This window comes from Ruegeria sp. CJ2, assembly GCF_056536745.1.
On the sequence record NZ_JBQFQF010000003.1, the window covers coordinates 142,593 to 167,798 of the forward strand.

Annotated in this window: 26 protein-coding genes; 15 read left to right on the top strand and 11 right to left on the bottom strand. The window is 59.0% G+C overall.

The window, feature by feature from the left end; genetic code table 11:
- Positions 1–35 precede the first annotated feature (35 nt).
- On the top strand, positions 36–1,844 hold the full coding sequence (locus tag ACR0MS_RS05255) for an ABC-F family ATP-binding cassette domain-containing protein (RefSeq protein WP_480570165.1): 1,809 nt from the start codon (positions 36–38) through the stop codon (positions 1,842–1,844).
- Positions 1,845–1,847: 3 nt separating this feature from the next.
- Here ACR0MS_RS05255 and ACR0MS_RS05260 read toward each other — a convergent pair whose 3' ends face one another.
- Positions 1,848–2,603: a 3-hydroxyacyl-CoA dehydrogenase gene (locus ACR0MS_RS05260; RefSeq protein WP_480570168.1), complete on the bottom strand. Its 756-nt coding sequence runs from the start codon at positions 2,601–2,603 to the stop codon at positions 1,848–1,850.
- A 242-nt stretch (positions 2,604–2,845) separates the two neighbouring features.
- On the opposite strand from ACR0MS_RS05260, the gene ACR0MS_RS05265 reads away from it, so the two are divergent.
- Entirely contained in the window at positions 2,846–3,838 is a 993-nt protein-coding gene (locus ACR0MS_RS05265) for a hypothetical protein (RefSeq protein WP_480570171.1), read from the top strand.
- Positions 3,839–3,924: 86 nt separating this feature from the next.
- Here the strand turns inward: ACR0MS_RS05265 and tyrS are convergent, their stop codons facing one another.
- A complete protein-coding gene (gene tyrS / locus ACR0MS_RS05270) occupies positions 3,925–5,169 on the bottom strand; it encodes a tyrosine--tRNA ligase (RefSeq protein ID WP_480570173.1) in 1,245 nt (414 codons plus the stop codon).
- A 183-nt stretch (positions 5,170–5,352) separates the two neighbouring features.
- Here tyrS and ACR0MS_RS05275 point away from each other — a divergent pair, with 183 nt between their 5' ends.
- Positions 5,353–6,477, top strand: coding sequence for an anhydro-N-acetylmuramic acid kinase (locus tag ACR0MS_RS05275; protein ID WP_480570176.1), 1,125 nt, complete (start codon positions 5,353–5,355; stop codon positions 6,475–6,477).
- Here ACR0MS_RS05275 and ACR0MS_RS05280 read toward each other — a convergent pair.
- Together ACR0MS_RS05280 and ACR0MS_RS05285 are read right to left on the bottom strand one after the other, a co-directional pair.
- Positions 6,443–7,333 (bottom strand): fatty acid desaturase, encoded by an 891-nt coding sequence (locus ACR0MS_RS05280; RefSeq protein ID WP_480570179.1) that lies wholly within the window; start codon positions 7,331–7,333, stop codon positions 6,443–6,445. The two genes, ACR0MS_RS05275 and ACR0MS_RS05280, sit on opposite strands and share 35 nt — an antisense overlap.
- A 3-nt stretch (positions 7,334–7,336) precedes the next feature.
- Positions 7,337–7,756 (bottom strand): cupin domain-containing protein, encoded by a 420-nt coding sequence (locus tag ACR0MS_RS05285; protein ID WP_480570183.1) that lies wholly within the window; start codon positions 7,754–7,756, stop codon positions 7,337–7,339.
- An 84-nt stretch (positions 7,757–7,840) separates the two neighbouring features.
- Here ACR0MS_RS05285 and ACR0MS_RS05290 point away from each other — a divergent pair, with 84 nt between their 5' ends.
- Positions 7,841–9,259: a protein adenylyltransferase SelO gene (locus ACR0MS_RS05290; protein WP_480570870.1), complete on the top strand. Its 1,419-nt coding sequence runs from the start codon at positions 7,841–7,843 to the stop codon at positions 9,257–9,259.
- 10 nt (positions 9,260–9,269) lie between these two features.
- Here the strand turns inward: ACR0MS_RS05290 and ACR0MS_RS05295 are convergent, their stop codons facing one another.
- Entirely contained in the window at positions 9,270–10,157 is an 888-nt protein-coding gene (locus ACR0MS_RS05295) for a DMT family transporter (RefSeq protein WP_480570187.1), read from the bottom strand.
- Positions 10,158–10,393: 236 nt separating this feature from the next.
- Here ACR0MS_RS05295 and ACR0MS_RS05300 point away from each other — a divergent pair, with 236 nt between their 5' ends.
- Positions 10,394–11,098 (top strand): endonuclease/exonuclease/phosphatase family protein, encoded by a 705-nt coding sequence (locus tag ACR0MS_RS05300; protein WP_480570190.1) that lies wholly within the window; start codon positions 10,394–10,396, stop codon positions 11,096–11,098.
- A gap of 74 nt (positions 11,099–11,172) precedes the next feature.
- The gene (locus ACR0MS_RS05305; protein WP_170413633.1) at positions 11,173–11,586 is read left to right on the top strand and encodes a Fur family transcriptional regulator; all 414 of its coding nucleotides are present in this window, start codon (positions 11,173–11,175) and stop codon (positions 11,584–11,586) included.
- Between the two features lie 305 nt (positions 11,587–11,891).
- Here ACR0MS_RS05305 and ACR0MS_RS05310 read toward each other — a convergent pair whose 3' ends face one another.
- Positions 11,892–12,737 (bottom strand): class I SAM-dependent methyltransferase, encoded by an 846-nt coding sequence (locus ACR0MS_RS05310; RefSeq protein WP_480570194.1) that lies wholly within the window; start codon positions 12,735–12,737, stop codon positions 11,892–11,894.
- A 270-nt stretch (positions 12,738–13,007) separates the two neighbouring features.
- Here ACR0MS_RS05310 and eno point away from each other — a divergent pair, with 270 nt between their 5' ends.
- Both eno and ACR0MS_RS05320 read left to right on the top strand, forming a co-directional pair.
- On the top strand, positions 13,008–14,285 hold the full coding sequence (eno, locus tag ACR0MS_RS05315; protein WP_480570197.1) for a phosphopyruvate hydratase: 1,278 nt from the start codon (positions 13,008–13,010) through the stop codon (positions 14,283–14,285).
- A gap of 41 nt (positions 14,286–14,326) precedes the next feature.
- A complete protein-coding gene (locus ACR0MS_RS05320) occupies positions 14,327–14,839 on the top strand; it encodes a GNAT family N-acetyltransferase (RefSeq protein ID WP_480570200.1) in 513 nt (170 codons plus the stop codon).
- Positions 14,840–15,231: 392 nt separating this feature from the next.
- Here ACR0MS_RS05320 and ACR0MS_RS05325 read toward each other — a convergent pair whose 3' ends face one another.
- From ACR0MS_RS05325 to mazG, 3 genes are all read right to left on the bottom strand, one after another.
- Positions 15,232–15,681: a GNAT family N-acetyltransferase gene (locus ACR0MS_RS05325; protein ID WP_480570204.1), complete on the bottom strand. Its 450-nt coding sequence runs from the start codon at positions 15,679–15,681 to the stop codon at positions 15,232–15,234.
- Complete coding sequence (locus tag ACR0MS_RS05330) at positions 15,678–16,619, bottom strand: nucleoside hydrolase (RefSeq protein ID WP_480570207.1); 942 nt, start codon at positions 16,617–16,619, stop codon at positions 15,678–15,680. Before ACR0MS_RS05330 ends, ACR0MS_RS05325 begins: the two co-directional genes overlap by 4 nt.
- Before the next feature lie 63 nt (positions 16,620–16,682).
- Positions 16,683–17,540, bottom strand: coding sequence for a nucleoside triphosphate pyrophosphohydrolase (mazG, locus tag ACR0MS_RS05335; RefSeq protein WP_480570873.1), 858 nt, complete (start codon positions 17,538–17,540; stop codon positions 16,683–16,685).
- A gap of 66 nt (positions 17,541–17,606) precedes the next feature.
- On the opposite strand from mazG, the gene ACR0MS_RS05340 reads away from it, so the two are divergent.
- The 4 genes from ACR0MS_RS05340 to ACR0MS_RS05355 all read left to right on the top strand — a co-directional run bounded on the left by ACR0MS_RS05340 (position 17,607) and on the right by ACR0MS_RS05355 (position 21,231).
- Entirely contained in the window at positions 17,607–18,770 is a 1,164-nt protein-coding gene (locus ACR0MS_RS05340; protein ID WP_480570210.1) for a M20 aminoacylase family protein, read from the top strand.
- An 11-nt stretch (positions 18,771–18,781) separates the two neighbouring features.
- On the top strand, positions 18,782–19,747 hold the full coding sequence (speB, locus tag ACR0MS_RS05345; RefSeq protein ID WP_480570213.1) for an agmatinase: 966 nt from the start codon (positions 18,782–18,784) through the stop codon (positions 19,745–19,747).
- A 63-nt stretch (positions 19,748–19,810) separates the two neighbouring features.
- Positions 19,811–20,758, top strand: a complete 948-nt coding sequence (gene speB / locus ACR0MS_RS05350; RefSeq protein ID WP_480570216.1) for an agmatinase — start codon at positions 19,811–19,813, stop codon at positions 20,756–20,758.
- Between the two features lie 65 nt (positions 20,759–20,823).
- A complete protein-coding gene (locus ACR0MS_RS05355) occupies positions 20,824–21,231 on the top strand; it encodes a DUF1499 domain-containing protein (RefSeq protein ID WP_480570219.1) in 408 nt (135 codons plus the stop codon).
- Here the strand turns inward: ACR0MS_RS05355 and ACR0MS_RS05360 are convergent.
- Positions 21,172–21,459, bottom strand: a complete 288-nt coding sequence (locus ACR0MS_RS05360) for a hypothetical protein (RefSeq protein ID WP_480570222.1) — start codon at positions 21,457–21,459, stop codon at positions 21,172–21,174. The genes ACR0MS_RS05355 and ACR0MS_RS05360 overlap by 60 nt on opposite strands.
- Before the next feature lie 63 nt (positions 21,460–21,522).
- Between ACR0MS_RS05360 and prfA the strand changes: the two genes are divergently transcribed.
- The 3 genes from prfA to ACR0MS_RS05375 all read left to right on the top strand — a co-directional run bounded on the left by prfA (position 21,523) and on the right by ACR0MS_RS05375 (position 24,233).
- Positions 21,523–22,578 (top strand): peptide chain release factor 1, encoded by a 1,056-nt coding sequence (prfA, locus tag ACR0MS_RS05365; protein ID WP_480570876.1) that lies wholly within the window; start codon positions 21,523–21,525, stop codon positions 22,576–22,578.
- Complete coding sequence (gene prmC / locus ACR0MS_RS05370) at positions 22,575–23,420, top strand: peptide chain release factor N(5)-glutamine methyltransferase (protein WP_480570225.1); 846 nt, start codon at positions 22,575–22,577, stop codon at positions 23,418–23,420. Before prfA ends, prmC begins: the two co-directional genes overlap by 4 nt.
- Before the next feature lie 237 nt (positions 23,421–23,657).
- Complete coding sequence (locus ACR0MS_RS05375; protein ID WP_480570229.1) at positions 23,658–24,233, top strand: DUF4167 domain-containing protein; 576 nt, start codon at positions 23,658–23,660, stop codon at positions 24,231–24,233.
- A gap of 56 nt (positions 24,234–24,289) precedes the next feature.
- Here the strand turns inward: ACR0MS_RS05375 and rsmA are convergent, their stop codons facing one another.
- A complete protein-coding gene (rsmA, locus tag ACR0MS_RS05380; protein ID WP_480570232.1) occupies positions 24,290–25,132 on the bottom strand; it encodes a 16S rRNA (adenine(1518)-N(6)/adenine(1519)-N(6))-dimethyltransferase RsmA in 843 nt (280 codons plus the stop codon).
- Between the last annotated feature and the right edge of the window lie 74 nt (positions 25,133–25,206).

The window sequence follows — 25,206 nt, forward strand, 5'->3', positions numbered from 1 at the left end:
TTGACGCCTTGGCCCTACCGGTTTAGCTGGCGGATATGGCGAGAATTCCTTTGTTGCAGATGGCCGGTATTTCCCTGACCTTTGGGGGCGACCCGGTGTTTTCGGGGCTGGATCTGGTGGTTCAGCCGGGCGACCGTGTCGCTCTTGTCGGGCGGAACGGGTCCGGCAAATCGACACTTATGAAAGTCATGGCGGGGCTGGTCGAGGCCGACCACGGCGACATCGTTATTCCTCCGGGTAAATCTGTGGGCTATATGGAGCAGGACCCGGGGATGGAGGGGTATGCCACGCTGGGTGATTATGCCTCCAGCGGGTTGGAACCCGGAGAGCTTTACAAGGTCGAACGCGCGGGTGAGGGTTTGAAATTTGACCCTTCGCGCGCGGTTGAGACCGCCTCGGGCGGTGAACGCCGTCGTGCGGCGCTGGCCAAGCTGATGGCCGAAGCGCCCGACCTGATGCTGCTGGATGAGCCGACCAACCATCTGGATATCGAAGCGATTGCATGGCTGGAACGAGAGTTGGGGGCGACTCGCGCGGCTTATGTCCTGATCTCGCACGACCGCGCGTTTCTGCGCGCACTTACCCGCGCGACCCTGTGGATCGACCGTGGGGTCGTTCGGCGGCAAGAACAGGGCTTTGAAGCGTTCGAGGCGTGGCGCGACAAAATCTGGGAAGAGGAAGATCAGCAGCGTCACAAGCTGAACCGTCTGATCAAGTCCGAGGCAAAATGGGCCGTCGAAGGCATCAGTGCCCGACGTAAGCGCAATCAGGGCCGGGTGCGCGCGTTGCAGGCGCTGCGGGCCGAGAAAGCAGCACAGATCAAACGTCAGGGCTCGGCTGCGATGACTTTGGAAGCCGGACCCAAGTCTGGCAGAAAAGTGATCGAGGCCAAGGGGCTGGCCAAGTCTTTTGGGGCGCAGCAGATCGTTCGGAACTTTGATCTTCTGGTGCAACGCGGGGACAGAGTGGCATTTGTCGGGCCCAACGGTGTGGGAAAGACGACCCTGCTGAAAATGCTGCTGGGGCAGGAACAACCGGACGAAGGCTCTGTGTCGCTGGGAACCAACCTCGAGATTGCCGTTTTTGATCAGACCCGCGCGCAGTTGGACCCGGAAATGACCCTCTGGGACAGTCTGACCGGTGACCCAGAGATGCGCGTTTCCGGGAAGGCCGATCAGGTGATGGTCGGCGGTCAACCCAAGCATGTTGTCGGCTACCTCAAGGAGTTCCTTTTCGATGAACGGCAGGCAAGGGCCGCCGTCAAGTCCCTGTCAGGCGGAGAAAGAGCACGGTTACTGTTGGCCAAGCTGATGGCCAAGACGTCCAATCTGCTGGTGCTGGATGAACCGACCAACGATCTGGACGTGGAAACGCTGGACCTGCTGCAAGAACTGCTGGACGATTATGACGGGACGGTGCTGCTGGTCAGCCACGACCGTGATTTTCTGGACCGCGTCGCCACAACCACCATCGCGATGGAGGGCAATGGCCGCGCCACAGTCTACGCGGGCGGGTGGTCCGACTACATTGCGCAGCGCGGCGACGTTTTCGAAAAGAAGGCCGAAAAAACAAAGCCTCCAAAGCCCAAGGCGAAGCAGGAAGCTCAGCCCAAATCTGGCCTGTCTTTTTCCGAGAAGCACCGTCTGGAAAAGCTGCCAGCCGAAATGGAACGGCTTGAGGCCGAGATCGGTAAGCTCGAAGAGCTCATGTCCGATCCCGACCTGTTCACCCGTGAGCCGATCAAGTTCCAGAAAGCGACCGAGGCGCTGGTCGAGCGGCAGGAGAAGCTGGCAGCGGCCGAGGAAGAATGGCTGATGCTGGAAGAAAAGGCCGAGGGCGCGTGAACGTCACCTCATCCGGAGCGCGCCGTCGATCCGGATAACTTCACCGTTCAGATAGCCCATCTCGACGATGAACCCTGCCAACCGCCCAAATTCGCGCGGGTCGCCAAGGCGCGCGGGGTTCGGGACATCCGCCGCCAGTTGCTGTTGCACTTCTTCCGGTAGGCCAGCAAGCATGGGCGTCATGAAAATCCCCGGAGCAATGGCCATCACGCGGATACCGGTTGAGGCCAAATCACGGGCCATCGGCAGCGTCATACCCACAATGCCGCCCTTGGATGCGGCATAGGCGGTTTGGCCTTTCTGACCATCAAACGCCGCAATCGATGCCGTGTTGATGATCACACCTCGTGCGCCATCCGACTCGGGTACGTTCTTGGCCATCTGTTCGGCCGCAAGGCGCGAAACATTGAAAGTTCCCACCAGGTTGATGTCGATTGTGCGCTGAAATGGACTCAGGGGATGAGGGCCCTCTTTCCCAACCGTTTTGATACCCACGGCGATGCCAGCGCAATTCACCGCAGCGGTGATCCGACCCATCTTGTCCACGCCATAAGCAATCGCAGCGGCGACCGATGCCTCATCTGTCACATCCGTCTCGACAAAATGCCCGCCGATCTCGGCCGCAACCTCATTTCCGCGCTCGGCGTCACGATCCAGAATTGTGACCTGCGCTCCGTTTTCGGCAAAATACCGAGCGGTCGCCTCGCCAAGCCCGGATGCGCCACCTGTGACTATGGCGGCGGTTGAGGGTAGTTGCATTTCGGTAACCTCTCCTTAATTTCGACACATTGTGACCACATTTGATTGGTGGCGCAGGTACATATTGTATATCCATGCGCCATAACCGTCACAACTGGTGTTCTGGTCGAGTGTGGTGAGTGGTGGCGAGCCCTTTGTTAACGCATTTTCAGCATGTGCTTAACCGCGCTTCATCTGCGGCTTCCACTTTGTAATCGAAAATCCTGAAGGACTTGGGTTTTTAGGGCGCAAGGAGATTAATGATGCGGATAAGACTGAAATCAAGCGTTTCAGCCTTGGTGGTATCCCCGTTTGTCGGGGTGTTGATGGCAACAACTGCGCAGGCTTCGACAGAGATTTGCAATGCAAGAACGGCACGGATCGCGGCCAATGCGGGTGACTATCAGGCCCTGTGTGATTGTACGCAAGTGACGCCAAGTTTTATTGAGCGTCTGCAGCGGCGGTCAGATTTTGAAACGACATTGGCGGTCACCAGCGAGCAGTGCCCAGCTTTGGCCGCATTATTGACAGATTTCACAACGGCGTCGATCGGGGCAACATCCAACTCAAGTGAAAACCCGAACGAAGATCAAGGGAACCAAGCGGGATCTGGTCCGGGTGGAAATAACGGCGGCGGCGACGGCGGGAATAACGGTGGCGGCGACGGCGGAAATAACGGCGGCGGTGACGGCGGAGACAACGGTGGCGGCGACGGCGGAGATAACGGTGGCGGTGACGGCGGAGATAACGGCGGCGGCGACGGCGGAGATAACGGCGGCGGTGACGGCGGAGACAACGGTGGCGGCGACGGAGGAGATAACGGTGGCGGCGACGGCGGAGACAACGGTGGCGGCGACGGCGGAGACAACGGCGGCGGCGACGGCGGAGATAACGGCGGCGGTGACGGCGGAGACAACGGCGGCGGCGACGGCGGAGATAACGGCGGCGGCAACGGTGGAAACAACGGCGGTCCCGGCAATGGTAACGGCAATGGCGGCAATCCCGGTAACGGTGGTGGCAACACCGGTGGCTCGGGCCCCGGAACCGGTAATGGCGGCAGCAACAACGGCCAAGGCGGTGGAAACGGCAATGGCGGCAGCAACGGTGGTCCCGGTAATGGCAACGGGAACAGCGGGAACTCTGGTAACGGCGGTGGTAATACCGGTGGCTCGGGTCCCGGAACCGGTAATGGCGGCAGCAACAACGGCCAAGGCGGTGGAAACGGCAATGGCGGTAGCAACGGCGGAAGACGTTGACGCCACAAAGCCTATTACTTCAAAGAACTACGGCCACCCAAAGGGGTGGCCGTTTTCTTGTGTTGCCCAGAAGTTCAACCGAGCGTTCAGCCCAATTGAACCAGCGCGTGGCGCTTTTTCCCTGCGCTCAGCTTGATCGGTGAGGACAGCGCGCCCGCGTCGATCATCAACCCCGCGTCAGTCAGCGGAGCGTCATCGAGCTTGGCGCCATTCTCGGCAATCAGGCGCTTGGCCTCTTTGCCGGACTTGGCCAGACCGGATTTGACGATCAACTGAACGATCGAGGCTGGCAATTCATCCGCGCCGACGGTCAGGGTCGGAAGGTCGTCGCCCACGCCGCCTTTTTCGAACACTTCGCGCGCTGTGGATTCCGCTGTCGCGGCGGCCTCAGCCCCATGCAGCAGAGTGGTGACCTCGTTGGCGAGACGGATTTTGGCCTCGTTGATCTCGGACCCTTGCAGCGCGGCCAGGCGGTCGCATTCATCGACGGGCAGTTCGGTGAAGATCTTCAGAAAACGGCCTACGTCGGCGTCGGTGGTATTGCGCCAGAATTGCCAGAACTCATAGGCGCTCAGCATATCGCCATTCAGCCAGACCGCACCGCCTTGCGATTTGCCCATCTTGCGGCCATCGCTGGTGGTCAGCAGCGGCGTGGTCAGGCCATAGATTTCCTGATCCAACACGCGGCGCGTCAGGTCGATCCCGTTGACGATATTGCCCCACTGGTCACTGCCACCCATCTGCAAGACACAGCCATAGCGGCGGTTCAGTTCAAGGAAGTCATAGGCCTGCAGGATCATGTAGTTGAATTCGAGAAAGCTCAGCGATTGCTCGCGGTCCAGCCGTGACTTTACCGATTCAAACGACAGCATCCGGTTGACCGAGAAATGCCGCCCGATATCGCGCAGGAAATCGAGGTAGTTCAGGCTGTCCAGCCACTCGGCATTGTTCAGCATCAGCGCGCCGGTGTCGCTGTCATCATAAGACAGGTACTTGGCAAAGACCTTCTGCATCCCGGCGATATTGGCGTCGATCTGTTCCGGGCCCAGCAGGGGGCGTTCATCCGAGCGGAACGAGGGGTCGCCCACCTTGGTGGTGCCGCCGCCCATCAGGGTGATCGGCTTGTGCCCGGTCTTTTGCAGCCAGCGCAGGACCATGATGTTCATCAGGTGACCGACATGCAGCGACTGCGCTGTAGCGTCATACCCGATATAGGCTGTTTGCACCCCACTGATCAGCGCGTCGTCAAGGCCCTGATAATCGGTGCAGTCGGCGAGAAAGCCGCGCTCGATCATCGTGGCGATGAAATCCGATTTGGGGTGGTAGGTCATATCCGTGCCCTTTGGGTTTGTGTTGCGGAGCAGTGTATAGGCGGTGGGGGTGGCAAGGAAAAGGCACCTTTTGCAGGAAAAGCGTGCGGTGCGTCCGATGTGGCTTGCGTTGTGTTCGCGTTACCGTGCAGGTTGTGGCCAACGCGCTGATCCAACGGGCGCGAAAGACGCAAGAGGTAAGGCATGAGCCGGGTTATTGGCAAATCGGACACGGTCACAGCATTGGGCGCGATGTCGGGCACGTCTCTGGATGGTGTGGATGCCGCCGTGGTCGAAACGGACGGGGTGCGCATTCTGGGGTTCGGTCCCAGCGGTTATCGTGCCTATTCCGAGGAAGAACGCGCCACCCTCAGGGCCGCGCTGGGTCACTGGCACGGTCCGGAAGTCGATGCAGCCGCCGAGTTGGTCACGATTGCCCATGCCGAAGCACTGTCCGAATTCGACGAGATTGACCTGATCGGCTTTCACGGCCAGACGCTTGCGCATGAACCAAGTGGGCGGGGCACGTTGCAGGTGGGCGACGGCGACGGTTTGACCCAAGCGCTGGGTGTTCCCGTCGTGTGGGATTTCCGCAGTGACGACGTGGCGATGGGGGGTGAAGGCGCACCGCTCGCGCCGTTCTTTCACTTCGCCTGTGCCAAATGGATCGGGGCGACGGAACCTCTGTGTTTTCTGAACCTCGGCGGGGTGGGGAACCTGACTTACGTAGACCCCGGTTTTGACGGCCCCGAGGCACCCGGCGCTCTGCTGGCCTTTGATACTGGCCCGGCCAATGCACCTGTCGACGACCTGATGCAGGCGCGGCTGGGTCTGCCGATGGATCGCGATGGCGCAGTTGCACGTGGTGGGACGGTCGAGACCGGCGCGCTGGAACTGTTCCTGGCCGAGCCGTTTTTTACCAAGATGCCGCCCAAATCTTTGGACCGAAACGATTTCTCGGAAATGATCGGGTTGGTGAAAGAGCTTTCAGACGCCGACGCCGTGGCGACTCTGACAGCGATGTGCGCAACGGGCGTCGTGCAGGGGATGGAGCATTGCCCCAAACGGCCCACGCGCGTGCTTGTCACCGGAGGTGGCCGCCGCAATCCCGTTCTGATGGAGATGCTGCGCGTGTCGATGGATTGCCCGGTAGAGCCGGTCGAGGCCGTGGGGCTGGACGGAGACATGCTGGAAGCGCAGGCATTTGCCTATCTTGCCGTGCGCGTAGCCAAGGGGTTGCCAACCTCGTGCCCGGGAACAACCGGGGTCAGCGCGCTTGTGGGTGGCGGGGTAATCAGCGCTCCAACGCGTGCACGTAGTCTGCCGTAAACTCAGCATACCCGTCCGAGGTGGTTTGCAGGTGGGCTTTCGTCCACCCATGCAGCGCGGGTAGCTGGTGAAAGGGCACGTTTGGAAACGCATGATGTTCCGCGTGAAAGGGCATGTTCCACGCCAAAAACTGGATCATGCGGTTGGTGAAGGTGGTGCGTGAATTCTCGAGCATATTGGCGACCGGTGGGCAGAGGCCGTGTTCTGCCAAAAGATACAGGCGTAGAAATGGTTGGCCCATTAGGACCGGAAGCAGCCATAGCCAGAACAGGATCGGTGTGAAGATCAGGCTGATGCCAGCAAGCGTATAGAGGCCCAGCAATATAGCTGCCTCAATCCGTATGGCGCGATGCTGTCGCTGGGGTAAGTAGGGCGCGTCGATCTTTCCGGTCGCGTTGCGAAAGAGAACAAGCGCCATGCCTTTCCAGTACGGCCAGCCGCTGAGATAGATTACCAGATCGTGCCAGCGTTCCGGTCTGGGTTTGCCGTCCAATTCAGGGTCTTTGTCCGGGTCATTGGTCCATTTGTGGTGGGCCAGATGAAAGTACCGAAACCACGTAAAGGGCAGGGCGATAGGAACCGAAACAAGATGACCAACCGCGTCGTTCAGCCAGCCAGTGCGAAAGGGCGTCTTATGGGTGCATTCGTGGCTGAGCGTGAACAGGAACACCAGCAGCAGTCCCTGAGGCAGCAGCAGAAGCGGCCAGAGCGGAACCTGATAAGCAATGCCTGAACTGGTTGCCAGCAGCAGCAGGGCATAGAGGGAAAGGTGCCGCAAGCCTGCGATGTTCGAGCGTTCTTGCAGGCGGTCTTTCTCGGCCGCCGGAATCGAGGCTATGAGGGCGCGGTGGTCCATTCTTCAACCGCGGGGGATGTCAAAGCCGGGGTCGGCCAGTTCAAAGCCGTCGAACTCAAACCCCGGCGACACGGTACAACTGACCAAGGTGTAAGCCCCGGTGGACCGGGCGGCTTGCCAATGGCCTTTTGGCACAATCAGTTGGGGCGCGCCTTGGGAAAGGTCCGGGGTCAGCGTATGATCTACGGCAGGCCCGGTGTCTGTATCGCTGATGGACAGGATAAGCGGTGCACCGGCGTGGAACAGCCAGATTTCGGTCGCGTCGACACGGTGCCAGTGGCTGCGTTCACCCTCTGCCAGCAGGAAATAGATGCAGGTGCCTGTGGCGCGGCCTTCGGTATCCGCGCGCCAGGTTTCGCGAAACCAGCCGCCTTCGGGGTGGCGTTGCAGTTTCAGGTGGTCGATGATGTCTTGTGCGGTCATTTGTGCCTCATGGTTGGGGATGATTATGCACGGGTTTGCGTGATCCGCTATGGTATTCGGCCGGATCAGGAATATGTTTGCCGCATGACCCTGATGATCCCGTTCGACAACACCTATGCCCAGCTTCCCAACAGCTTTTACGCGCGACAGGCTCCGATCCCCGTGCGTGCGCCGCAACTGATCGCGTTCAACGAAGACCTTGCACGTGTTTTGCGTGTCACTCCGGGCGATGTGCATGAAATGGCCGAGGCGTTTGCCGGAAACACGCTGCCTGAAGGGTCCGAGCCGATCGCGCAGCTTTATTCGGGGCATCAGTTCGGCAACTACAACCCGCAACTAGGCGATGGCCGCGCCGTTCTGTTGGGTGAGACCGTCGGGATCGACAGGGTACGCCGGGACATACAGCTCAAAGGGTCGGGGCCAACGCCGTTTTCCCGTCAGGGCGACGGACGGGCGTGGCTGGGGCCGGTCCTGCGGGAATATGTTGTGTCCGAGGCGATGCATGCGCTGGGCATTCCAACGACACGGGCGCTGGCCGCGGTTGAAACCGGAGAGGTCGTCCTGCGCGAAGGACCGATGCCCGGCGCTGTGCTTACAAGGGTTGCGCAAAGCCATCTGCGCGTGGGGACGTTTCAGGTCTTTGCGTCGCGCGGCCAGTTCGACAGCCTGCGCCAACTGACGGGCTACGCCATTCAGCGGCACTACCCTCAGGCCGAGGGTCCGATGGGTCTGTTGCGCGCCGTGGTCCAGAAACAATCCGAGCTGATCGCCGCATGGATGAGCGTGGGCTTCATTCACGGCGTTATGAACACCGACAACAGCTCGATCGCGGGCGAGACCATAGATTACGGACCCTGCGCCTTTATGGACAGCTACCACCCGAACACGGTCTACAGCTCGATCGACCGAATGGGCCGCTACGCCTATTCCAATCAGCCCGAGATTGCCGTCTGGAATGCCGCGCAGCTTGCAACCGCCCTGATCCAACAGGTCGAGGATAAGCAGGCCGCAGTAGAAGAGGCGACCGAGGTTGTTCACGCCATGCCGGATCTGCTGCAAGAGAACTGGCAAGCGCGCTTTCGGTCCAAATTGGGACTGTCGACCTCGGAAGAAGGGGATGAGGGACTGATAACCGATCTATTGGTGCGTATGGCCCAAAATCAGGCCGACTTCACCAATACGTTCCGCGCGCTGGGCAGCGATACGGCCCGCGAGCAATTTACGGACCCGGATGCTTTTGACACTTGGGCTGAGGGCTGGAGGGCACGGTTGCAGCGGGAAGAAGACCCATTCCCAGTCATGGCCGCAGCAAACCCCGCCTTCATTCCGCGCAACCATCGGGTTGAGCAAATGATCCAAGCCGCTGTTCAGGGTGACTATGGCCCGTTCCACCGCCTGAACCGGGTTCTTTCGCAGCCGTATGAGGATCAACCCGATGAGGCCGACCTCAAGCGCCCGCCAACTCAGAGCGAAGTGGTGCACGCGACGTTCTGCGGGACGTGAGCGTACGTGGCTATTTGCGCACGATTTCCAAGACTGCCGCGCTGACGATCAGGACGGCACCCAGCAGTTCGCGCAAGCCAAAGGGTTCGCCCGACAAAGCAGCGGCCGAGGCGATGCCGACGACAACCTCGCTCATCAACAGGATGCCGACCCGTGCAGGAGACAGCTTGGTCGCGGGCCAGATCGTCATATAGACCATGGGCAGCGTGTATAGGGCAGACAGAAGGGAAAGCTGAAGGATCCAAAGATAGTCGCCTTGGGCGAGGGCGGGCAGAACCGGGCCGTGAATGAGCGCGAGGCTGAAGAAAGACAGGATCAGTGCGCCCAGAACAAAGGCAAACACCTGCCCGGAAACGGAAATACTGCTGGCCCGATACAGCCCGAGTGTCCCTAGCGCCCAGCAGATACCCGACGCCAGCGCCAGCCAGTCTCCTGCGTTTTGGGGCCATGGCACGAAGCCGTCGCCGCCTAACACAACGAACAGCCCTCCGATCCCGCAGACCAGTCCGGCAAAGCGTCCCCAACTCAGCCGCTCGCCCAGGAAAAACAGTCCAAGCATCGTGCCCCAGATCGGCGTCAGATAGAACAGAAGGATCGAGCGGACGACGTCCGTGTAGACAAGGCTGAGGGAATACAGGCTGAACGCTGCCCCGGTGAACATCCCGCTAAGGGCAAGGTTGCGCCATTGCGAGGCCAGCGTCAGGCGCTCTCGCCAAACCAGAGGGATCAGAACAAGAAGGGCCGAGCTGTACATCGCGATGCCTGGCCACGGGCCCGTCAAGCCAAGGTCATAGAAGAACCGGACCGGAATCCAATACAGCCCCCACATCATACCGCCGATGACAAGGATGATGCTGGCGCGGGTGGTCTTGTCCGTTTGAACAGGGTTCGAAACCATGAGCTTCCTCGGAATTCGGCCGGCAGTACCGGCCTAGCGTCGGGATAGAATGAACGCAGTCTGGGGATCAAGTGGAACATGCATGGCGATCCACTTCGGGTTTAGGAGCGCGGAAATCTTGGGCTATCGAACGCGGCTGCCTTCAAAATTCTGTATCAGCGCATCATTCGGGCGCCGAGGGGTTGCACCTGACAACCATCGTGGCACTCTTGGTCCAAATGTTTGATCGGGTCCAAATGCAAACTCATTCAACCCTGCGCATTGCGAGCTACAATATCCAGAAATGCGTCGGGCTTGATTTTCGCCGCCAGCCGCAGCGCATCCTGCAGGTGATCGAAAGCATGGAAGCCGATATCGTGGTGTTGCAGGAGGCCGACAAACGTCTGCCTCCACGACCGGCGGCCTTGCCACATTTCATGCTGGATGAAGCGGGTTGGCAGATCGTCGATCTGGGTGGCGCGGGCAGTCTGGGTTGGCACGGCAATGCTGTCATCTGGCGTGGAGACACAATTCAGGAACGTGAGAAAGGCCACCACGACCTGCCGGGGCTGGAGCCCAGGGGCGCGGTGCGGGTCGAGTTTGACACGCAGATCGGCCCATTGCGGGTGATGGGGATGCATCTGGGCCTGTTGCCTGCGTCCAGACGTCAGCAGATCACTCATCTGCGGCGGTTCGACGATGATCTCGACCAGATGCCGACAGTCTGGGCAGGCGATTTCAACGAATGGTCGCGGCAGCCGGTGTTGGATCATCTGGCGCCTGACATGCGCTTTCTGCCCCCGGTTCCAAGCTTTCCAGCCGCGCAGCCTCTGGGCGCGTTGGACAGGATCGCGCTGGGCGACGGGTTAGAGGCCATCCTGCATGGTGTTCACGACGCGCGGCCCGCGCATATTGCTTCGGATCATTTGCCGATATGGGCTGATCTTCGGCGCGCCGCGTAGAAAGAAAATCCCCTGTGGCGCCAGCCGCGCAGACGTATTAAGACAGAGAACCGAATAAGCCCCGAGGGTCACTCATGTCCGATACGATCATCGCCCGTTGTGAGGCCAAGGGCCTGCGCATGACAGGTCAGCGCCGTACCATTGCGCATGTGTTGCAGCAAAGCGAGGATCACCCGGACGTCGAAGAGCTGTATGCGCGTGCATCAGAGGTGGATTCGGGGATATCGATAGCCACCGTGTACCGCACTGTGAAATTGTTCGAAGAGGCGGGAATCCTTGAGCGTCTGGAATTTGGCGATGGCCGCGCGCGTTACGAAGATGCCGAGCGGGATCATCATGACCACCTCATCGACATGCAGTCGGGCAAGGTCATCGAATTCGTAGACCCCGAGATCGAGGCGCTGCAGGAAAAAATCGCAGCCAAGCTGGGGTACAAGCTGAAAGGGCACCGGCTGGAACTGTATGGCGTTCCGCTGGAACAGGACTGACCCATCACAAAATGCGATTGGTCGTCGCACACGATTTCATGAAACACGTCGCAATATCGCTTGCTGCGTTTTGAATGTTGCGGTTTCCCTGACCTGACGGCTTGGAGCTTGTCAGCCTCATTCTTTGGAAACGCGCATGAACAACGTACACGGCATTTTGCTGATCATAGGGTCAATGGCGGCCTTTTCGCTTGAGGACATGTTCATCAATGCCTTTCGGCAAACTACAACCTAAGTGAGTTGTATTTCTGTTTTGGGGCTAGTTGCGGTCAGTATCGTTGCAGTTGATTTTTGGGCCGTGCGAGTCACGTCAAATCCGTCAGAGACGTTAAGTGGTTAGTGCTTTTGAGCGCTGCTAGCTGCTTTTCGAGTTCCACGATCCTGTTTCGAGCTTGCTGTAATCGGCGTTTGTGAAAGTCCCGCGTCAACGTCGTCGTGGCTTTGGGATCAATTGCTGAGAACTTCACTTCGTCCGGTATATTTTGACCGTCTCTGATGTAGACGAAAGCGTTTTGCCGGAACCAAAAGAAGGCATTTTTTCGCGCGGCTATTCGAGGGCGGATCAAATCAAAGCAACTATACCCTTGCGCCGCAAATAGTTCGGCCCAGTAGCGTTGCCAACGTAAGTTTATGTGCCCGCTACCACCTTGTCCTGGTACTGCCGCCGAAAATGCGACCACGTCGCCCAACGCGCACAATTCCCTCACAAAATCTTCACTTCTTGACGGCTCTAGATGTTCGGCTACCTCAAAGGACGCGACCAAATCAAAGCGATCATTGGAAGTTAGCGGTGTGTTCAGGTCGTGAAACCGATATTGCTCCGGTGGAATTTCCGTATTGAGGTCTTTAACCCACTCATTGTCTACGCCGGTTACGTGCGCGCCTCGTTCTGACATTGCCGAAAGAAAGAAACCAAGTCCGCACCCAACGTCCAATACACGTTTGGGCTCAAAGACCGGAAAAAGAATGTCCGCTAGATACTGTCCGTTTCTTAGTCGACGCGTCCTGCCTTTATCATGGCCTCCAAACATCTTGCGATGGGCGATCCTGGTCTTGTCCGCCTCTTTTCGCGAAACGCTATCTGGGTCCAGACGCATAAAAAACTCCCTTGGAAGAACAGGCGATTTGATAATTGCGGCAGAAAAAGACATTCCGCAACTACAGAAAATTGGGGTCCCAAAGTTCCTTCGGTCTTTGTGCTTCGAATGCCTTAACCGATCTGGATTGTCAGAGAAAGGACCATTGCTTGGCGCGCGATTTGGCGGTTGCCGCCTGACGGATCGTCGCACGTTAGCCCAAACAATTGGCTGTTAGCCCTAAAGGGACGTAAATAGCCGTGTTAGCGATAACATGCCCGGTTTACTTTTGACCCTGTGATGCTATGAGGCATGCAACTGAATGCAGCCACAGGGATCGGCCTCATGAGCACAATCATCGACATCCACGCACGCGAAATTCTGGACAGCCGGGGCAACCCGACGGTTGAGGTGGACGTGATTTTGGAAGACGGCACGATGGGCCGCGCGGCGGTGCCGTCGGGTGCGTCGACCGGAGCTTACGAAGCGGTTGAAAAGCGCGATGGTGACAAGGCGCGGTATATGGGGAAAGGCGTGCTCGAGGCCGTCGCCGCAGTCAATGGTGAGATCGCCGAAGAACTGGTTGGCTTTGACGCCACCGAACAGGTCGCCATCGACCAGGCGATGATCGAGCTGGACGGGACCGAAAACAAGGGCCGTCTGGGGGCAAACGCCATTCTGGGCGTTTCGCTGGCCACCGCAAAGGCTGCGGCCGATTTCACGACCCAGCCGCTCTATCGCTATGTTGGCGGTACGTCGGCCCGCGTTCTGCCGGTGCCGATGATGAACATCATCAATGGCGGCGAACATGCCGACAACCCGATCGACATTCAGGAATTCATGATCATGCCGACCTCGGCCAGCAATATCCGCGAGGCGGTGCGCATGGGGTCCGAGGTGTTCCACACGCTGAAACGGGAACTCTCCGCAGCGGGTCTGGCCACCGGCGTCGGCGATGAGGGCGGTTTTGCACCCAACATTGCATCCACACGCGAAGCGCTGGATTTCATCCTGCAATCCATTGAAAAGGCAGGCTACAAGCCGGGTGAGGAAATCCACCTTGCCCTGGATTGCGCCGCCACCGAGTACTACAGGGATGGCAAATACGTTCTGTCGGGCGAGAACATCTCGCTGACCTCCGAGGAAAACGCCGAGTATCTGGCGGCGCTGGTCAAGGACTATCCGATCATCTCGATCGAAGACGGCATGTCCGAGGATGACTGGGACGGGTGGAAAGCCCTGACCGATGCCATCGGCAACGAGGTGCAGCTGGTGGGTGACGACCTGTTCGTGACCAATCCCGAACGTCTGGCCGAAGGGATCGATCGTGGCTGTGCGAACTCGATGCTGGTCAAGGTGAACCAGATCGGGTCCCTGACCGAGACCCTGCGCGCCGTCGATATGGCGCACCGTGCGCGCTATACCAACGTGATGTCGCACCGCTCGGGCGAGACCGAGGACGCGACCATTGCGGATCTGGCTGTTGCCACCAATTGCGGTCAGATCAAGACCGGTTCGTTGGCGCGGTCAGACCGGTTGGCCAAGTATAACCAACTGATCCGCATCGAAGAATCCCTGGGTGAGGTTGCCGAATACGCCGGGACTTCGATCCTGAAGCGCTGAATGCTAGGCTGATCCTCGTATCATTTGCCGAGGATCAGGTTTTGCTTTCGATTATAGAACCCAAGACGCCGGACCAGTTTGATGCGGTTCGGCGTTTGTGTTGGGAATACCGCGAATTCCTGCTGACGTTGGACGAAAAATCTCAGCGCATTGTGCGGACGTTCTATCCGCGAGAGAAATACGCCCGATTGATGGACGCCATTGAGGTCGAGCACGCATCGCCCACAGGGGGCGTCCGGTTGGCATTGAAGGATGATCAGCCTATCGGATGCGGGATGTTCCATACGATTGAACCCGGTGTGGCGGAAATTAAGCGCGTGTTCGTAAATGAGAACGCTCGGGGGACCGGCGCAGGATATGCGATCATGAACGAACTGATCGAAGCCTGCCGCCTGCAGGGGGTCCGTTTTATTCGGATGGATACAGGAAAACCGCTTGAGGCCGCGACACGTCTTTATCTGTCGATGGGGTTTGAATTGCGCGACGCCTATTCGGAAATGCCCGAAGTTGCGGACGGCCATCTTCTGTTTTTTGAAATCGATTTACGGGGGTAGGGGCGTCTTGGGGCAAAAAACTACAATTTTTTTGATGATCTTTCCTATTGTAATTACGGAATAAATTGAAGAAACCGCAATTTAAGTAAACATTATTATACTTATGTGTGAACTTTTCCCTATTGGGAGAGCCGGATCGTCCCGTACCCTGACTGTATTACAGAAAGGAGAACACCATGACTGGTTCAAAATTCCTTCTCGTAGCGTCGGTAGTCGGCACTGTATTCTTGGCGGCCTGTTCAGCACCTGGCACATATCCGATTACCGGAGATCAGGTTTCAGCAAGTGACCCGGTACGAAATATGGAATCGCCCACTTACATCTATCGTGGTGAGGCCCGCTAAGGCCTGCGCATGACATCACGGGCGGAGACGTCCGTGATTGGTCTGAATTCAGAGCTTCTTGCTCATCAGCATATATCGATCGCGCGGTTTGAACCCGGTGCGCAGATACAGTTTCTGAGCTGCCTCGTTTGTGCGGTCGACTTCAAGATGCAGGGCGGTCAGTCCGGCTCCGGCCAAGGCTTTTGGCAAGTCCAGCAGGACTTCGGAGGCAATTCCGCGGCCACGGACGGCGGGGCGGATGTAAATCTCGTCCACAAAGCCATCCATGCCGCCAAATTCGACGGACCAGCCGAATGTCAGGATGATGTATCCCAGCGGTGCCCGTCCGGGTCCGATCAGGTAGACACATCCGTGGGGGATGCCCTCTAACAGCGGCGCCAGAGCGTTGCGGGTCTGATCCGCATCCTGAGCGATGCCTTCCTCTGTGTGGAATGCAGTGACCAGGCCCATCAAGCGGTCCAGATCTTCGGGGCGGGCAAGCCGCAGGGCAGCGCTCATAGTCGGGCCAGCCGTTCGGTCAGCAGGGCAAAGAATCCGTCCGCGTCTACATCCCCTATGAAAGTCGCGTTGGGCTTGCGATCGGTGACGTGCCACCAGTCGGCGACCGTCATTCCCATGGTGAGTTCCGATTGGGTCTCAATCTCGACATTCACGAAGCGGCCTGAAAACAATTCGGGTTTGATCAAGTAGGCGGTGACGCACGGATCATGCAACGGTGCGCCTTGGCTGCCGTATTTTTCCTTGTCAAAGCGTTCGAAGAAATCCGTCATTTCAGCCACGGCGACACCGACCTTGGTTCCCAACGCGCGGAAGGCATCGTTGCGGGGTTTCGTGACCAGCGCCTTATGCGTGACATCCAACGGCATGACCACGATAGGGCGACCGGATTTGAACACGGTATCAGCGGCTTCGGGATCGACATGAATGTTGAATTCTGCGGTGGGGGTAATGTTGCCAACCTCGAAATACGCGCCGCCCATCAGCACGATTTCCTGCACCCGATCCACGATATCAGGCGCTTTGGTGAAGGCGGTCGCGATGTTTGTCAGCGGCCCCAGCGGGCATAACGTGACCGTGCCGGGTTCATGCGCGCGCAGGGTGTCGATGATGAAATCAACCGCATGTCCTTCGGTCAGTTGCATCTGAGGATCAGGCAGGTCCGGACCGTCCAGACCGGTTTTCCCGTGCACATGTTCCGCCGTGACCAGCGCCCGTTTCAACGGGCGGTCGCACCCGGCGTAAACCGGCACCTCGGTATGTCCGGCCAGTTCGCAGACAATGCGGGCATTCTTGGACGTCAGGTCCAGCGGCACGTTCCCTGCGACGGCTGTGATGCCTAGAACCTCGATCTCTTCGGGGCTGGCCAGCGCCAGCAGGATGGCGACGGCGTCGTCCTGACCGGGGTCAGTGTCGATGATGATTTTACGAGGGGGCATGGGCGTCTCCGGGGGTCGTGAAGGTCGGACACTCGCAAGTGTCCCGGCACTTGTCCAGCCGTTTTAGGTGTCCGCCGCCGCATCCACCGGCGGGAGTTTGCCATTGGCGCGGTGTTCCTCGGTTTTCACCTCGTCCCACAGGGCGTCCATCTCGGCCAGATCGCTTTGTGACGGCGTTTTGCCACGCGCCGCAAGACGGGATTCGACCTGTTCAAAGCGGCGGGTGAACTTGGCGTTGGTGCGGCGCAGGGCGGCTTCGGGTTCGATCCCAAGGTGGCGGCCCAGATTGACGATGACAAATAGCAGATCGCCGAATTCATCCTCTAGCGCATCGGCGTCCATACTGTCGCGCGCCTCTTCCAACTCGGCGGCCTCTTCGGTGATCTTGGCCAGCACGTGGCTGGCATAAGGCCAATCGAACCCCACACGCGCCGCGCGCTTTTGCAGCTTATGCGCGCGTAACAGGGCAGGCAGGTTGGCCGCCACACCGTCCAGCGCGCCTTTCTGTTCTTTACCAGCGCGTTCCGCCGCCTTGATGGTTTCCCAATCCAGCGTTTGCTGCTCGGCAGATTTGTCGCGGGATTCGTCACCGAATACGTGGGGATGACGCGCAACCATCTTGTCCGACATGGTGCGGACCACGTCCTGAAAGGTGAAATGCCCGGCTTCCTCGGCCATCTGCGCGTGAAAGACGGATTGGAACAACAGGTCGCCCAACTCGCCTTTCAGCTCATCATATGCCTCACGCTCGATGGCGTCGGCGACCTCATAGGCTTCTTCGATAGTGTAGGGGGCGATGGTGGCGAAATCCTGTTCGATATCCCAAGGGCAGCCGGTTTGCGGGTCGCGTAGACGGCGCATGATTTCCAGCAGGCGTTCGATCCCTGCGTCGCTATCGTGGATCAGAGGATTTTCGGCCATTGCGAACCCTTTCGTTCCGGTGTCAGATGCATCCATTCCGCAGTCAGGATCAGGAGTCCACCCCAGATGCCCGTCGTCAACCGAATTGCCGATTACGCCGCCGACATGACCACGTGGCGTCAGCACCTGCATTCAATCCCTGAGTTGGAGTTTGAGTGTCATGAAACCGCAGCTTTTGTTGCTGACAGGTTGCGCGAGTTTGGTGTGGACGAACTGCATGAAGGAATTGCCAAAACCGGGATTGTCGCGATCATCAACGGGCAGGGCGAGGGGCCGACAATCGGCTTGCGTGCGGACATGGATGCGTTACCGATCCCCGAGGAAACCGGGGCCGACTATGCCTCGACCAAGCCGGGCAATATGCATGCCTGTGGCCATGACGGGCATACCACGATGCTGTTGGGAGCGGCCCGCTATCTGGCTGAGACGCGCAATTTCCGCGGCCGCGTGGCCCTGATCTTTCAACCCGCCGAGGAGGAAGGCGGCGGAGCAGGTGTCATGGTCGAAGAAGGGCTTATGGACCGGTTCGATATCTCTCAGGTCTATGCCCTGCACAACGCGCCCGGTGTCCCTGAGGGGTCGTTTCAGACGACGCCCGGCCCGATCATGGCGGCTGTCGACACGTTTGAAATTCACATCCAGGGTCTTGGCGGCCACGGGGCCATGCCGCACGAAACACGCGACCCGGTGATGGCGGCCTGCGGAATTGCGCAGGCCATTCAGACGATTGTCAGCCGCAACAACTATGCGCTGGACGATCTTGTTGTCTCGGTTACTCAGATCCACACCGGAACGGTCAACAACGTGATCCCGGACACCGCCTATATCAACGGTACAGTCCGCACCTTCGATACGTCCGTCCAGAAGATGGTGATAGAGCGGATGGAGCAGATCGTGCAGGGGCAGGCGCAGTCCTACGGGGTTGAGGCCCGGCTGGATTATGAGATCAATTACCCCGCAACCATCAATGACGCTGACAAAACCGGGTTTGCAGCCGAGGTCGCGCGGGACGTGGCAGGCGACGAGCGGGTGGTCACGAACATTGGCGCGATGATGGGGGCCGAGGATTTTTCGTATATGCTGAATGCGCGTCCGGGGGCCTATCTGTTTCTGGGGCAGGGCGACAGCGCCGGGCTGCATCATCCGAAATACAATTTCAACGACGAGATCGCGCCGGTTGGGGCATCCTTCTTCGCGCGGATCGTTGAAAAGGCGCAGCCGCTGGGCTGATGGGGGAATAAATGGCACTGGAAGATGCAAAAAACCAGGTGGACGAGGCGTTCACCAACCTTGACCTCAAGGGGTTGTCATACGAAAATACATTCGGCGGTGCGACGTCCTTTCTGCGGCGGCTTTATACCAAAGATCTGAAGGGCGTTGATATCGCGGTCACAGGCGTGCCCTTCGATCAGGCAGTGACCAACCGCCCCGGAACCCGGCTGGGCCCGCGCGCAATCCGCGAGGCCAGTGCTTTGCAGTCGCCGGATGCGCCCTATGGCTGGCCTTTTGATGCGCTGAGTGAGCTGGCGATCGTGGATTATGGCGACATGGCCTACGATTACGCCAATATCCCGGCCTTTCCGGATACTCTGACCGATCATATCAGGACAATTCTGGCGGCGGATGTGGCCTCGGTGACATTGGGCGGGGATCACTATATCAGCTTTCCGATTCTGAAGGCTTATGCCGAGAAATACGGGCCCATGTCTCTGCTGCAATTTGATGCCCATACGGACACGTGGGCCGATGATGACATGTCCCGCGTGGATCACGGCACGATGTTCTATAAGGCAGTGAAATCGGGCATCGTCGACCCAAAGCGATCGGTGCAGGTCGGCATTCGCACCACCAACGAGGACACACTGGGCGTCAACATCATCGACGCGCGCGAGGTTTATGAATCCGGCCCCGCTGCTGTCGCGCAAAAGATCAAAGGCATTCTGGGTGACAGTCCCGTCTACCTGAGCTTTGATATCGACGGTCTGGATCCCGCCTTTGCGCCGGGCACCGGTACACCCGTCTGGGGCGGGCTGAGTTCCATTCAAGCGCAGATCATCCTGCGCGATATTGCCGGGATCAACATCAAGGGCGGGGACGTGGTCGAAGTATCTCCGCCCTTTGATACTTCCGGCGCCACGGCGATAGCAGGCGCGCATGTGGCGACGCAGATTATTTGTCTGTTGGGGTGGAACAAGCTGAAGGCTTAACCTTTGGTTAGCCATCTTTCCGGTATCACGTTAACCAAAAGACCGAACGGGAGAGATACGGGCATGACAGAATTCAACCAGCCCCTCAGCGGCAATGATCTGGCGCGGTTTTCCGGGCCGAATACGTTCATGCGGCTGCCGCAGGTGGATACGTTGGACGGGTTGGATGTCGCCGTTTTGGGTATTCCGATGGATATCGGCACCTCGTGGCGGTCGGGTACGCGGTTTGGGCCCAAGCAGATACGTGCCGAAAGCGCGATGATCCGGCCCTATAACATGGCCACATTCGCGGCTCCGTTCGACAGCCTGCAGATTGCCGATATCGGCGATCTGGCGATCAACACATTTTCGCTGGCCGAAAGCCTGAAGATCATCAAGGAAAGCTATGATGCGATACTGGCGCAGGATGTGACGCCTGTGGCGATGGGGGGCGATCACTCGATCACCCTGCCGATTTTGCGGGCAATTGCGGCCAAACACGGGCCGGTGGCGCTGGTTCATGTGGATGCCCATGCCGACGTGAATAATGAGATGTTTGGCGAGCGTGAGACCCACGGCACCGTCTTCCGACGCGCCTACGAAGAAGGGCTGATTGTTCCCGACAAGACCTTCCAGATCGGCATTCGCGGTTCGGGCTATGCTTCGACGGATTTCACCGAGGCTAAGGATTGGGGGTTTCGGCAGTTTCCGGTGTGGGAGCTGTGGCAGCAGAACCTGACGGAAGTTGGCTCTCAGATACGCAAGACGATTGGCGATCATCCCACTTATGTCACCTACGACATCGACAGTCTCGATCCGTCTTTTGCGCCGGGAACGGGTACGCCTGAAATAGCGGGGCTGACCACGCCACAGGCCTTGCAACTGATCCACGCGCTCAGCGGTCTATCCGTCGTGGGGTGCGATTTGGTTGAGGTCTCACCGCCTTATGACCCGTCGGGCAACACGGCGCTGACGGCGGCCAACCTGTTGTTCGAACTTCTGTGTATCCTGCCCGGTGTGACGTCGCGGTAAGAGGCTGCCTCGGCGCTTGTCCATGCCAGTATTCCGAATAAGCTTGCCGAAAAAATAGGTTCGGGATGAAGAAAATGCTCATTTTCCTTGTGGTTGCGGCGGTCGTAGCACTGGGCGCGTATATCCGTCTGGCTCCGTCCGATCCCACGCGATGGCATGTAATGCCCACCGGTCAAGCGGATCGCGATATGAAAGGTGGCGTAGTCCGTGTGCTGGAAACCGGCCCTGACGGGCTGGCACGTTTGGATACGATTGCACGTAACACAGCGCGTACAACGGTTCTGGCGGGTTCCGTGAACGAAGGGATGGTCACCTATGTTACCCGCACCAAAGTGATCGGTTTTCCCGATTACACTACGGTCCAGCAGGACGGCGACACGCTGCGCATCCACGCGCGCCTGCGTTTTGGGCGCTCAGATTTTGGGGTAAACCGTCACCGTGTTGATGGGTGGTTGGCTGCGCTCAAGCCCTGAGGATAGGCACCCTTCCTGCACTTCGCGCCACATCGGGACGTTCAAAGACATCTGGCACTGGGCCATGAACATGCGGCCATCAACCTGCAGGCAGATCATTTCACCCAGTTCGATGCGCGTGCCGGATGTATCGGTGCAATAGCAGTCGCGTACCTTGCCGTCCGGACCGACATAATCGGCCATTACAGGCGTGGAAAACAGCGTCATAGCAAGTGCAAACCATCTCATGCGCCGCAGCTTAGCATACGGTCGGCCCTTGACCAAAGCCCCGGATTGATAGACACCCCCGGGATGATCCCCGAAGAACGTCTAGAACAGATAACTCAGCGATTCCAATACCTCGAAGCGGCGATGTCAGACGGCGCAGCGGGCGGGGACATTGCGGCTCTGGCCAAGGAATATTCCGACCTCAAACCGGTGGTCGAACAGATCATGGCCTGGCGGCAGCTGGTGGCGGATCTGGCCGAAGCGCAGGCGATGCTGGCGGACCCCGATATGAAGGAGCTGGCCGAGGAGGAAATCCCCGACCTGCGAACCCGTATCCCCGCGGCAGAACATGCGCTCCAGTTGGCTTTGCTGCCCCGTGACGCGGCCGATGCGCGCCCTGCCATGCTGGAAATCCGCCCCGGAACCGGAGGGGATGAGGCCGCATTGTTCGCCGCAGATCTGCTGCGCATGTATCAACGCTATGCCGAGGCGCATGGCTGGCGCTTTGAGATCATCGAAGAGCAAGCCTCGGACCTTGGCGGCATCAAGGAAGTTGTGGCGCATATCAAGGGCGACAACGTCTTTGCCCGGTTAAAGTACGAATCCGGCGTGCACAGGGTTCAGCGCGTGCCCGAAACGGAAAGCGGTGGGCGGATTCACACGTCGGCGGCAACCGTGGCGGTGTTGCCCGAGGCCGAGGATGTGGACATCCAGATTGATGCGAATGACATTCGGATCGACACAATGCGCAGTTCGGGCGCGGGTGGCCAGCACGTGAACACGACGGATTCGGCCGTGCGCATCACCCATCTTCCGACCGGTCTTGTGGTGACAAGTTCTGAAAAGTCCCAGCATCGCAATCGTGAGATCGCGATGCAGGTTCTGAAGACACGCCTCTATGATCTGGAGCGTCAGAGGATCGACAGTGAACGATCCGCCGACCGAGCCAGCCAAGTGGGGTCCGGTGACCGGTCCGAGCGGATCAGGACGTATAATTTCCCACAGGGCCGTATGACCGATCACCGTATCAACCTGACTTTGTACAAGCTGGATCAGGTCATGCAGGGCGATCTGGACGAGGTCATAGACGCGCTGACGGCAGATGACCAAGCCCGCCTGCTGGCTGAGATGGCGCAATGATTGCTGCGTTGACAGCGGCGCAGGCGATGGTCGCTGCAACGGCGCGGCTACGGGCGGCCGGGGTTGCTGATCCGGCGCGTGACGCCCGTGTGCTGCTGGCCCACGCTGCGCGAATCGAAGCCAGCCGCGTCACATTAATCGCCCCCGAGGAGCTTTCGCCTGAGATCGCCGAACGGTATGATCAATTGATTTCCTTGCGGGCCATTCGAGTGCCGGTGTCCCACCTGCTGGGGGAAAGAGAATTTTATGGCCGCCGCTTTCGGGTCAGCCGTGATGTGCTCGACCCTCGGCCAGAAACCGAGACTCTGATCGAAGCGGCGTTGAGCGAACCTTTCGACCATGTTCTGGACCTTGGGGTCGGGTCAGGGTGCATCCTGATAACCCTTTTGGCGGAAAGAACCAGCGCGACAGGGGTGGGCGTAGACCTGAGCGAGGCCGCCTGTTTGCAGGCCAGCGCAAATGCGGTTCAGCATCAGGTTCAAGATCGTGTCGAGATTGCCAAATCTGATTGGTTTGAGAGCATTAATGGTGGTTTTGACCTTATTGTTTCCAATCCCCCGTATATTTCCCTGCCCGAAATGACGGAATTGTCCCCCGAAGTGCGCGAACACGAACCGCGCATGGCCCTGACGGATGAAGGCGACGGTCTGGGCGCCTACCGCCGTATTGCCGCCGAGGTTCCGGATTTTCTGATACCTGGTGGGCGTTTACTGGTCGAAATTGGGCCGACGCAGGGCAAGAGCGTCTCGGCGCTGTTTGATGCAGCTGGTTTGGTCGACACGCAGATAATTCCCGATTTGGACGGCCGCGATCGGGTCGTATTTGCCAGAATGCCGCAGTGAAGCCGTGCACTGAGGCTGAAATACGCCGATTGATGTAAAAAAGCTGCGAAATTTAGTACAAACCCCTTGTCTGCGCGCGCCGGACATGTTTACTCATGATTAGTCAGCGAGGTTGACGCCGTTACAGCGCGCCCCTGACGCCAAGCCCAAAAAGTCGACATCGCGTCACAGCAATAGCCTTCGAGCAGTGCAAGTCGCGAGGTGATCGACATCGAATGACAAGGCTGACGAAAGTAGATGAGATCTTCCAAATCCCGCTCGCGGGCCAAGAATAACCGCAATCGTCCTTCTGGAGGCAACGTAGTAAACCGGGTTTTCGACAGCTCGGGCCCAGAGGGTAAAGTGCGTGGCACGCCCCAGCAGATCATTGACAAGTACAACCAGCTTGCCCGTGACGCGCAGCTGTCCAATGACCGCGTGGCTGCCGAAAACTTTCAACAGCATGCCGAGCATTACCTGCGCCTGCTGAGTGAAGCGCAACGCGAAATGGAAGCGCGCCGGGAAGAGCAGGAGCGGCAGAACCGCGAACGTCAGGCCGAACGTGACCGTGAACGCGCCGAGCGTCAGGAACGCGAAGCCGCGCGCCAGTCCGATCCGGCAGAAGCGCCACAGCCTGACGTGATGGATTTCACGCCCGAGGCTGCCGCGCCTGAATCGGGGTTGGTAGAGACCCCGGAAAGCAAGGGTGCTGAAGGCGAGTCCGCCGAGAAGAAGGAAAAACCGCCGCGCCGTCCGCGGACACGCAAGCCAAAACCTGCACCGGCAGAAGAGGCATCGTCGGATAAAGGTGATGCGCCCGAGGCTGCCGAGTAATCAAAGGCACACGAGAAAAAATAAAGCCCCGAGGTTCTGCCCGGGGCTTTTTTGTTTCAACCTTTGTCGACTTCACGCGACAACGCGCAGAAGGCTTCCAGTGGTACCTGTTCAGCCCGTTCGGTTGGTTGGATGCCGGCAGCCAATAGCCTGTCTTCGATATTTGGCGCGACGCCCTTCAGCGAGGCGCGCAGCATTTTGCGACGTTGATTGAACGCTGCGGCCACAACACGGGAGAGTGTGGCGGGATTGGCAGGATAGCGCGGTTCGGGCAGGGCGGTCAGATGAACCACGGCGCTTGAAACCTTGGGCGGAGGTGTGAATGCTCCGGGCGGCAGAGACATGGCAATACGGGCCTCGGCGCGCCACTGCGCAAGGATGGCAAGACGGCCGTAGGTTTTGCTGCCGGGCTGCGCCACGATCCGTTCAGCGACCTCACGCTGAAACATCAGGGTCAGGCTTTGCCAGAACGGGGGCCATTCAGGGGGTGTCAGCCACCGCACAAGAAGCTCAGTTCCGACGTTATAGGGCAGGTTGGCCGCAACCCGGATTGGCGGCGTTAGATGAGCCATCGGGTCAATCTCGAGCGCGTCACCGTTGATGACCTCCAAACGGCCGGGATATGCGGCGGCGATGTCGTTCAGGGCGGCAATGCAGCGGGTGTCTTTCTCGACCGCGACCACTTTTCGGGCGCCCTCGGACAGCAATCCACGGGTCAGACCACCGGGACCGGGCCCGATTTCCAGCACATCACATTCTGACAGGTCTCCGGCCTGACGCGCAATCTTGGCCGTCAGGTTAAGGTCCAGCAGGAAGTTCTGGCCCAGCGACTTTCGCGCCGAAAGCTGGTGGGTTGCGATGACCTCGCGCAGGGGTGGAAGATTGTCGATAGCGCTCATACTCAGATTACCGTGGCGCAGGAGGGATGGGGTGCACCATAGATTTTTTGCCTCCGGCGGGGATATTTTCAGCC